This window comes from Brevundimonas sp., assembly GCF_036677305.1.
In the GTDB taxonomy this organism is placed as follows: domain Bacteria; phylum Pseudomonadota; class Alphaproteobacteria; order Caulobacterales; family Caulobacteraceae; genus Brevundimonas.
Genome location: NZ_JAKFEB010000250.1, coordinates 1 through 9657 on the forward strand (window position 1 = coordinate 1; position 9657 = coordinate 9657).

At 68.2% G+C, this 9657-nt stretch carries 9 protein-coding genes; 4 read left to right on the plus strand and 5 right to left on the minus strand.

The features are described from left to right. On the plus strand, positions 1-210 hold a 210-nt coding region (locus tag V6M42_RS14325), incomplete at its 5' end, for a His/Gly/Thr/Pro-type tRNA ligase C-terminal domain-containing protein (protein ID WP_332679133.1). 71 nt (positions 211-281) lie between these two features. On the opposite strand, the gene phnE is transcribed toward V6M42_RS14325, so the two are convergent. The 4 genes from phnE to V6M42_RS14345 all read right to left on the minus strand — a co-directional run bounded on the left by phnE (position 282) and on the right by V6M42_RS14345 (position 5802). Then, positions 282-1040, minus strand: coding sequence for a phosphonate ABC transporter, permease protein PhnE (phnE, locus tag V6M42_RS14330; protein WP_442880979.1), 759 nt, complete (start codon positions 1038-1040; stop codon positions 282-284). 56 nt (positions 1041-1096) lie between these two features. Beyond that, positions 1097-2098 carry a phosphate/phosphite/phosphonate ABC transporter substrate-binding protein gene (gene phnD / locus V6M42_RS14335; protein ID WP_332679134.1) on the minus strand — a complete coding sequence of 334 codons (1002 nt, stop codon included), beginning with the start codon at positions 2096-2098 and terminating at the stop codon, positions 1097-1099. After that, positions 2095-2892: a phosphonate ABC transporter ATP-binding protein gene (gene phnC, locus V6M42_RS14340; protein ID WP_332661214.1), complete on the minus strand. Its 798-nt coding sequence runs from the start codon at positions 2890-2892 to the stop codon at positions 2095-2097. Before phnC ends, phnD begins: the two co-directional genes overlap by 4 nt. A gap of 120 nt (positions 2893-3012) precedes the next feature. Next, positions 3013-5802: a M16 family metallopeptidase gene (locus V6M42_RS14345; RefSeq protein ID WP_332679136.1), complete on the minus strand. Its 2790-nt coding sequence runs from the start codon at positions 5800-5802 to the stop codon at positions 3013-3015. Between the two features lie 271 nt (positions 5803-6073). Between V6M42_RS14345 and V6M42_RS14350 the strand changes: the two genes are divergently transcribed. After that, positions 6074-7339, plus strand: a complete 1266-nt coding sequence (locus tag V6M42_RS14350; RefSeq protein ID WP_332679138.1) for a type III PLP-dependent enzyme — start codon at positions 6074-6076, stop codon at positions 7337-7339. A 99-nt stretch (positions 7340-7438) separates the two neighbouring features. Continuing rightward, the gene (locus V6M42_RS14355; protein WP_332679139.1) at positions 7439-8503 is read left to right on the plus strand and encodes a 1,9-bis(guanidino)-5-aza-nonane synthase; all 1065 of its coding nucleotides are present in this window, start codon (positions 7439-7441) and stop codon (positions 8501-8503) included. Between the two features lie 53 nt (positions 8504-8556). Here V6M42_RS14355 and V6M42_RS14360 read toward each other — a convergent pair whose 3' ends face one another. Next, a complete protein-coding gene (locus V6M42_RS14360) occupies positions 8557-8925 on the minus strand; it encodes an STAS/SEC14 domain-containing protein (RefSeq protein WP_332659475.1) in 369 nt (122 codons plus the stop codon). Positions 8926-9042: 117 nt separating this feature from the next. On the opposite strand from V6M42_RS14360, the gene V6M42_RS14365 reads away from it, so the two are divergent. After that, positions 9043-9393, plus strand: coding sequence for a ribonuclease (locus tag V6M42_RS14365; RefSeq protein ID WP_332659474.1), 351 nt, complete (start codon positions 9043-9045; stop codon positions 9391-9393). Positions 9394-9657: the final 264 nt, after the last annotated feature.

A 9657-nucleotide genomic window follows, 5' to 3' on the forward strand; every position in this document is an offset into this window, starting at 1 on the left:
GACCTGCGCAACGAGAAGGTCGGCTACAAGGTGCGCGAACACTCGGTCGGCAAGGTCCCCGTCATCGCCGTGGTCGGCAAGAACGAGGCCGAACAGGGCACGGTCGCCATCCGCCGCCTGGGCTCGCAGGCGCAGGAGGTGGTGTCGCTGGATGAGGCGATCCGCATACTGACGGAAGAGGCGACGCCGCCGGATCTGCGGCCCGCCTGATCGGGTCGGGAAAACAAGAAGCCCGCCATCGCGATCGCGGTGGCGGGCTTTTCATTGGGTGAGGCCGAGGCTTACAGCAGGCGCTTGCGCATGGCCTGGGACAGCATGTCGATCAGGGTCACGGCGATGACGACGATGATCACGACGGCGCCGACCTTGGTGTAGTCGAAGCTGTTCATGTAGTCGAAGAGCAGCTGGCCGATGCCCCCGGCCCCGATGAGACCCAGCACGGTCGCCGAGCGGCTGTTGGACTCGAAGCGGTACAGGGCGAACGAGGTCCACAACGGCGCAACCTGCGGGATCACGCCCCAGACGATCTCATGCAGCTGGGAGGCGCCGGTGGCGCGCACGCCCTCGACCGGACCCTTGTCGATCGACTCGACGGCTTCCGAAAACAGTTTGGCCAGGACGCCGGCGGTGTTGAGGGCGATGGCCAGAACACCGGCCAGCGGGCCGAGGCCCACCGCCACGACAAACAACAGACCGATCACGAGATCAGGAACCGACCGCAGCAGGTTCATGACCCAGCGGATCGGCGTCACGATCCAGATGGGCGCGATGTTGCGGGCGGCCAGAAGTCCGAGCGGAACAGCGAGGAAGACCGCGATGAAGGTGCCCCAGAGCGCGATCTGAACCGTCTCCCACATCTTGGCGACGAACAGCCGCCATTCAGTGAAATCGGGGTGCAGCAACCCGCTCGCGATCGCTTGCGTATTGCCCGCGTTGGTCACGAGTTTCGAGACGCCGTCCAGTTCCACGGGGCCGAAGCTGTAGACCAGAATCGCGGCAATCCCGCCCCAGATCAGGACGTCCAGCACCCACGCGCCCATGGATTTCGAAGGCGGATTCGGAATGCCGGTCGCGGACGGTTTGACGGCGGCGTCGGTCAAGGCTGGACCTCGCGCAGGCTGCGCAGGCGCTGCAGTTCGCGCTCGGCGGCGGCGACGCCGGCGGCGTCGCCCTTGTCGCGGGCCTCGCCCAGCTTCTGGTCGGCGACCATTTCGCGGATCGGGTTCAGATAGCCGTCGTCGGCCGCGTTGAAGCGCGAATACTCCAGACCCGCCAGAACCTGACGCTGGCGCTCGGCCTCGACGCCCTCGCCCTGACCGTAGGTCAGGAAGAAGCTGCGGATCTTTTCCTTCAGCGCCGGATCCAGGTCCTCGCGCACCAGAATCCCGCTTTCGGGGATCGGCGGCGACTGCCAGATTTCCTGAATCTGGGCGGCGACCTGCGGGTTCTGCTTGCGCAGGAAGACGGTGTTGACCGTGTTCGAGGTGGCTACATCCAGGAGGCCCGAGGCCACCGAGAAGGCGTTCGACTGATGGTTGGCGGCCCGGACGGTCTTGAAGCACTGGGCCGGGACGACGTTGCGCGGATTGAACAGGAAGGCCATCGGAGCCAGCGTGCCCGACGTCGACTGGGCGTCGCCGATGCCGAAGTCGAAGCGTTTGCCGCAGGCCATGACCTGATCCAGCGTGATGCCCGAGCCGGCGCGGACGATCAGGGTGGAGCGGTAGCTGTCCAGACCTTCCTTGTTGACCGTGCGGGCGATGACCTCGGCGTCGGCGCGGTCGATGGCTTCCACCGCGGGCTTGGCCGAGAACCAGGCGACCTGGGTCTGGTTGCCGCGCATGGCCTCGACCAGGACGGTGTAGTTCGAGCCGAAATAGGGCTTCACCTCGACGCCGATCGCCTTGGACATGTCGTCCAGCAGCGGCTGCCACAGCGGGCCGGCCGAGGCCTGACCCTCGGCGGACAGGATGGAGAAGGTGATCTCGGTCGGCGCGGCCGCGGACTTGCCGTCGCCGCCTCCGCACGAGGCGAGACCGAGCATGGCTGCGGCGGCGGCGATGAGGCCCAGCCGGCGGGTGACGGGTGCGAAGGTCATGCCTTGGTTTCCCAGAACGCGTCCTCGAACTCGGGACCGTAGATATCGATAAGCTGTTTGGTGTCCAGGCCGGTGGCCGGCCCGTCATAGACGATCTGGCCGGCCTTGAGGGCGATGACCCGGTCGCAATAGCGGATGGCGTAGTCGACCTGGTGCAGGGTGACGATGACGCCCAGACCGTCGCGCTTGTTCAGCTCGACCAGCAGTTCCATCACCTTGCGGGCGGATACGGGGTCCAGCGAGGCGACGGGTTCGTCGGCGAGGATCGCTTTTGCCCCCTGGACGAGGGCGCGGGCGATGGCCCCGCGCTGCTGCTGGCCGCCGGACAGGGTGTTGGCGCGCTGGGCGGCATAGTCGGACACGCCGACGCGGTGCAGGGCCGCCATGGCGCGCTGCTTGTCCGCCTGCGGCCAGGCGCCGAGGAAGCCCTGCCAGCCGGGCAGACGCCCCAAGGCGCCCAGCATGACGTTGGAGAACAGCGACAGGCGTCCGACCAGATTGAACTGCTGGAAGATCATGCCCAGCTTCTGGCGCGCGGCGCGGGTCGCGCCCGTGGTGCGGCCGTTCTTCTGGACGGTCTCGCCGAAGACGGTGATCGTCCCCTTGCCGGAATCGATCGTCTGCAGGCCGGTGATCGAGCGCAGGAGCGTCGACTTGCCGGACCCGGAGGGGCCGATCAGGGCGACCATTTCTCCGGCCCCGACCTCGACGGACACGCCGTTCAGGGCCTTTCGGGCGCCGAAAGTCTTGGACACGTCCTTCACGGACGCGACGGCGGCGGTGGCTGAGGTCATGGACACGCTGAAAGCGGTTGCAAGGGCGCGCCGCATGGCCCGATCAGGCCCGCGAGGCAAGTCTTAATGACACGTCCGCGAGGATTTCGTCCAGCGGAACAGCAGCCGGGCCACGCCCGATTACTGCGCCGCTCGCACCTCGACCGGCAGACCGAGCGCTTCCAGCTGCGGACGTACAGTCGCGGCGTCGCCCACCACGACCCAGACCAGTTGCGAGCCGTCGATAATGCGGCGGGCCTCGGCGTCCATCTGGGCGGCGGTCATGGCCTCGTAGCGCGGGGCCAGCGTCTCCCAGTAGTTGTCCGGGCGGCCGTACAGGGCGTTGGTGCGCAGGGCGTTCAGGATCGCCGCCGAGGTTTCGAAACTGCCGGGCAGCTGGCGGACGTTGCCGTTGACCGTGCGCTCCCGCTCGGCGGCCGTGACGCCGCGGTCGGACAGGAAGGCGCGGTACTGGTCGATCAGGACGGCGATGGATTCGCCCGTGCGGTTCGACTGGACCGGCGCATTGATGATGTAGGGCGCGCCGTTCTCCATCAGGGTGGTGCGGCCATTCAGCCCGTAGGACCAGCCGCGGGTCTCGCGGATGTCCTGGTTGATGCGCGACAGGAAGCCGTTGCCGATCACCTCGTTGGCGGCCTGGAAGGCGACGAGGTCGTCGCGGCCTGTGACCGGCAGCACCAGTCCTCCGAGGATCAGCGACTGCGGCGACTGCGGCCGGTCGATCAGGACGATGCGGGGCTGGGCCGCGGGCGCGGGCGCGTCGAAGGCCTTGGTCCCCCTGGCGACGGACGGCGCAGCCCAGGCGCCGAAGCGGGCCTCCAGCATCGGCGTCAGCTCGGCCAGCGGCCTGTCCGAGACGATGAAGACGCGGGCGTTGTCCGGGCGGATCCAGCGCTGGTGGAAGGCGGTCAGGTCGTCGCGGTCCAGACCCTGGACGGCCGCCGTGTCGCCGAGGCCGGACCAGGCCCGGCCATAGGGATGGGCCGCCCCGTACAGGACCCCCGGCAGGGCGCGGGCGCCCATGCCGTTGGGCGACGCCTTCTCCTGGGCGATGCCGGCCAGCTGCTGGGCGCGCAGGCGTTCGACATCGGCCGGCTTGAAGGCGGGGTTGCGGATGACGTCGGCCAGCAGGTCCAGCGACGGTTCGAGATTGGCGGTGACGGCGGTCAGACTGACCGTCGTGCGGTCGACCCCGGCGAAGGCGTTGATCGTCGCCCCCAGACGTTCCTGCTCCTCATTGAGCGCATCGACGTCGCGGGTCGTGGTGGCCTCGGTCAGGGCGGCCAGCATCAGGGTCTGGGTCCCGAGCGCATCGGCGGGATCGGCGGCGACGCCGGCGTCGAACTCGACCGCCACCCGGGTGGTCGGGACGGTGGTGGAGCGGGCGTAGACGACCTCGACGCCGTTCGACAGGCGGGCGCGCTCGGTGTCCGGGAAGTCCAGCGCCTTCATGGCGCCGACGGCGGGCATGGGCTCGCGCGGGGTGAAGGCCAGCGGTTCGGCCGCGGCCGGCGCGGGCCGGGCGTCGGCGGCCTCGGCATAGGGTTCGCGCTCGCCGGGATCGACCCGGACGGCCAGCACCGGCCGGGTCAGCCAGCGATCCATGACCGCCTTGACCGAGGCGGGGGTGACGGCGCCGAGGTCGGCCAATTCCTTGCGATAGAAGCCCGGGTCGTCGGCGTAGAGCTCGCCCTCGGCCAGCACCACGGCCTTGCCGCCGAAGCCGCCGACCGGCTCCAGCGCCTGTATCTGCTGCGACATGCGCGAGGTGACGACGCGGGCCACCTCGTCGGCGGTGGGGCCGGAGGCGATGAAGTCGGCGATCAGCTGGTCCAGTCTGGCCGAGACGGCCTCGACATCGCCGCCGGGTTTCACATCGACGGTAGTCGTGAACATGCCGATGCGGTGGAAGGGCTGATAGCCGGTCGTGACCGCGGTCGCTGTCTCGTCGCCGCGCACGAGGGCGTTGTCCAGCCGCGAACTGGCCAGTCCGCCAAGGACGCTGGCGGCGACGTCCAGATCGGCCGCGTTCGCATCCAGCATGCCCGGCACGACCCAGGTGCGGTACAGGCGGGTGTTGGGCACGCGGTCGTGCAGGGTGCGGTCGATGCGGGCGGGCAGGGTCGGGATATCGGCCTGGGCCGGCTCGTTCTGCGCGCCGCGCGGGATGTGCCCGAAATAGCGCTGCACCAGGGTGCGGGCCGCGGCGGCGTCGATGTCCCCCGCCAGCACCAGCACGGCGTTGTTCGGGCCGTAGTTGTCGCGGTGCCACTGGCGCAGGTTCTCGAGGCTGGCGGCGTCGAGGTCGGCCATCGAGCCGATGGTCGAGTGGCGGTACGGATGGCCCGGCGGGAAGAGCGCCTCCAGCTGGGCGTAGTAGACGAGGCCATAGGGCTGGTTGTCGCCCTGGCGCTTCTCGTTCTGGACGACGCCGCGCTGGTTATCGAGCCGCTCCTGGCTGAGCGCGCCCAGCAGGTGCCCCATCCGGTCGCTCTCCATGTAGAGCGCCTGTTCGAGGGCCGAGGTCGGCACGGTCTGGAAGAAGTTGGTGCGGTCGAACCAGGTGGTGCCGTTCCAGTCGGTGGCGCCCATGGCGCGCAGGGGCTCCATCAGACCGCCGGGCACGTTCTCGGTCGGATTGAACAGACCGATATGTTCGAACAGGTGGGCGTAGCCGGTCTGCCCTTCGGGCTCGTCCTTGGCGCCGACATTGTACCAGGCGGCGACCGCCACCACCGGCGCCTTGCGGTCGGTGTGGACGACGACGCGCAGGCCGTTGTCGAGGGTGAAGGCCTCGAAGGGGATGTCGACGCTGCGGGCCAGCCGGGACGCCGGAACCTGGGCCATGACCGGCGGCGCGCCCGCCACGATCATGAGGGCGGCGGCGGCGGCGAAGACGATGCGGCGCATGGGCGGCGATCCCGTGGAATTGACCAGGGGCGGAACGCTAACAGCGGTATCCGGTCCGGCAAGTTACGGCTGAGTCACGAAGCGGTTTCCGCGGGTTCCCGAAGATGGTCCGCTTGCGGACAAATCCGGCCTAAGCTCAGGGCCCGCCTAGAAAAAACCGCTTTACATGACAGGTCCATGACCCTACATCGCGGCTTCCGGCGGACCCCGTGGTCTAACGTTGCGCTGCTAACGCCGGTCTGGGTTTAACAATTACAGGGGTTTACGTGAATTGCGCACGTATCCATTTCCCCTGGACCTGGTCCGCGAGCGGTCCCCTGAACGTCCCGTCGCACTCGTGCGGCCGCGTTCGGTTTCCGTAGCGGCGCGCTGGTTCCAGGACAATCTAAAGGCTGACGTCTTCTATGCGGTGAAGGCCAATCCCTCGCGCTGGGTCATCGAGACCCTGGTCGAGGCCGGCGTCACCGCCTTCGACGTCGCATCGCTCGCCGAGATCGAACTGGTGCGTTCGGTCAGCGCCGACGCGCGCCTGGCCTTCATGCATCCGGTCAAGAGCCGCGGCGCGATCACCCGCGCCTATTTCGAGCACGGCGTCCGCACCTTCTCGCTGGACAGCCATGACGAGCTGGCCAAGATCCTCGACGCCACGGGCAATGCGACCGACCTGAACCTGCTGGTCCGCATGACGGTCTCGGCCGACGGCGCCGCCTACTCCCTGTCGGGCAAGTTCGGCGTTTCGCCGGACCAGGCCCCGTCGCTGCTGCTGGCCACGCGCCAGGCGGTGGTCGACGGCCTGATGGGCGTCTGCTTCCACGTCGGTTCGCAGTGCATGCGCCCGTCCGCCTATGAGGCCGCCATGGCCCAGGTCGGCCGCGCCATCAGCCGCGCCGGCGTGATCGTCGACATCGTCGATGTCGGCGGCGGCTTCCCCTCGGTCTATCCGGGCATGGTCCCGCCGGACATGAGCGAATACGCCGAAGCCATCCACCGCGGCTTCGCCGACATGCCGGTCACCCACACCACCGAACTGTGGTGCGAGCCCGGCCGCGCGCTTGTCGCGGAATCGTCGTCGGTCCTGTGCCGCGTCGACCTGCGCAAGGGCGACGCCCTGTATCTGAACGACGGCTCGTACGGCTCGCTGTTCGACGCCACCCACTCGCGCTGGCCCTTCCCGACCAAACTGGTCCGGGACGGAGATGCGTCTGCAGACCTGAAGCCCTTCCGCTTCTACGGCCCGACCTGCGATTCCATCGACCACATGCCGGGACCGTTCTGGCTGCCGGCCGATGTGCAGGAAGGCGACTTCATCGAGATCGGCATGCTGGGCGCCTATGGCGTGGCCATGTCGACCGGCTTCAACGGCTATGGCGAACACGACATCGCTGCGGTCGGCGACGCCCCGATGGCCTCGCTGTACGGCCTGGCGCCGCGCTCCATCCCGACCGTGCGCACCACGGCGGAAGAGACCGCCCGCAAGGTCGTTCGCCTGTCGCGCCCCAAGGGCAAGGCCGGCCAGCGGAAGAAGCAACGGCGCTAAACCGTCGCTGACGCGTTGTAATCAGCAGCGGCCCGTCGCTCCGTCCGGGCCGCTGTTCCTTTTGTCGACGGGCGCTCAAATCAAAGGGAAACCCTTGCAATGAACGCTCCCGTTCAAGCCGAATCCATTCCGAACCAGAAGGCCCTGCTGCTCCAGAACACCGTCGAGCACGTGGACATCACCTCGTTCGACGCCCGTCCGATCATCGACAGCATGCGCAAGATGTCGTTCTCGAGCCGCGACACGGCCCGGGCCGCCGACATCTTCAACATGGCGCTGGAAGACAAGGCCTGCTCGCCCTGGCTGATCCTGGCCGGCTCGACCTCGGCCGGCGGCTGCATGCACGTGTACCGGGACATGGTGAAGTTCGGCATGATCGACGCCGTGGTCGCCACCGGCGCCTCGATCGTCGACATGGATTTCTTCGAGGCCCTGGGCTTCAAACACTACCAGGCCGCCGGCGAGGTGGACGACAACGTCCTGCGCGACAACTACATCGACCGGATCTACGACACCTATATCGACGAGGAAGAGCTCCAGGCCTGCGACCACACCATCCTGGAGATCTGCAACCGGCTGGAGCCGCGCGGCTATTCCTCGCGCGAGTTCATCTGGGAGATGGGCAAGTGGCTGTCCGAGGGCAATGCGAAGAAGCCCGGCAGCCTGATCCAGACCGCCTATGAAGAGGGCGTGCCGATCTTCTGCCCGGCCTTCGTGGACAGCTCGGCCGGCTTCGGCCTGGTCAAGCACCAGAAGGAGCGGATGGCCGAGGGCAAGCCGTATCTGATGATCGACGCGGTGGCGGACTTCCGCGAACTGACCGACGTCAAGATCGCGGCGGGCGTCACCGGCCTGTTCATGGTCGGCGGCGGCGTGCCCAAGAACTTCGCCCAGGACACCGTCGTCTGCGCCGAGATCCTCGGCGTCGAGGCCGAGATGCACAAATACGCCGTGCAGATCACGGTCGCCGACGTCCGCGACGGCGCCTGTTCCTCGTCGACGCTCAAGGAAGCCGCCTCCTGGGGCAAGGTCCAGACCACCCACGAGCAGATGGTCTTCGCCGAAGCCACCACGGTCGTGCCGCTGATCGGCTCGGACGCCTATCACCGCGGGACCTGGAAGAACCGCGACAAGCGCCGCTGGAACAAGCTGTTCGGCAAGTAAGCCGCGTCGGCTGACTGCAAGATGGGAGGGGCCGGAGCGATCCGGCCCCTTTTCTATACGCCGGAGGCCCAGGCCAGGGCGTCTTCCAGCCTGCCCGGCTCGAACACCCGCATCTCCACGCCGGGAATGAGAGGGCTGAAGGTCTGCGCCATGACGCGCAGCCAGGCCTTGTCGGTGACCATGGCGCACCGTGGAAACTTTCCCCAGTCCCCGATATGGGCGGCGTTCCAGCGCAGATCCTTCAGCAGGACCTCTCCGGTGAAATCCGTGAAATCCGTCATGTCCGCCACGACGCCGATCCGGTCATGGGTCTTCAACCTGATCTCGATCACCTCGATGATCCGGTCGTAGTCGGCGGCGTCCATCGTACCCGCGGCGCGCATGGCGATGACGTTATCGGGCGCGTCCAGAATTTCGAGCATCAAAGCCTCCTTCGACGAGGGGGCCCCAGCCTGACCCGGGGTATTCGGCCATACAAGGGGCCTGCTGCGGGAACCGTGACAGGTCCCGTCCGCTTCTTCTCCCGAAGGAGCTTCGCCATGACCGATCAGAACCAGACCCAGGACGCCCGCGAGGCCGAGGACATGGGCGAGAAGCCTGACCTGGGGCGCAAGCCGGACGCCCTGACCGAGGCCCTGTCGGGATCGGGCATGGGGTCGGACACGCGGGCCGGTTCGCTGCAGGGCGGGGCGGCGACGGGCTCGGACGACGATCCCGATCAGGACGCCGTCAACGAAAGTCTGGCCAGCGAGGGCATGGCCTCGGCCGATCCGCAGTCGCCCTCGACCGCCGATCCCAACCCGATCAAGAACACGGGCGCGGACAAGACCGGGCCGGGCGGCGATCCCGCCGAGGGCAAGCCGGGTCAGGCCGACGCGCCGACGGGGTGAGGGCCGCGTCATTCCGCGCCTTTCAGAAGGCGTGAACCCGCCTTGCCGCCGCCGCAGCCTTGGGCCACGGTGCGGCCAATCCGACAGTCTTTTCAGGGACGATACCGAATGAAGCGCATGTTCGCGGCCGCCGCACTGACGGCGACCCTGGCCGCGGCCGGTTGCGGCCCGAGCCCGGCGCAGGACGCTGTCGCCCCCGCCGACGCGGCGGTCGATGCAGCGGCCCGCGCCGCTCCGGAAGCCGCCGCCCCCGCCGCGGCGACG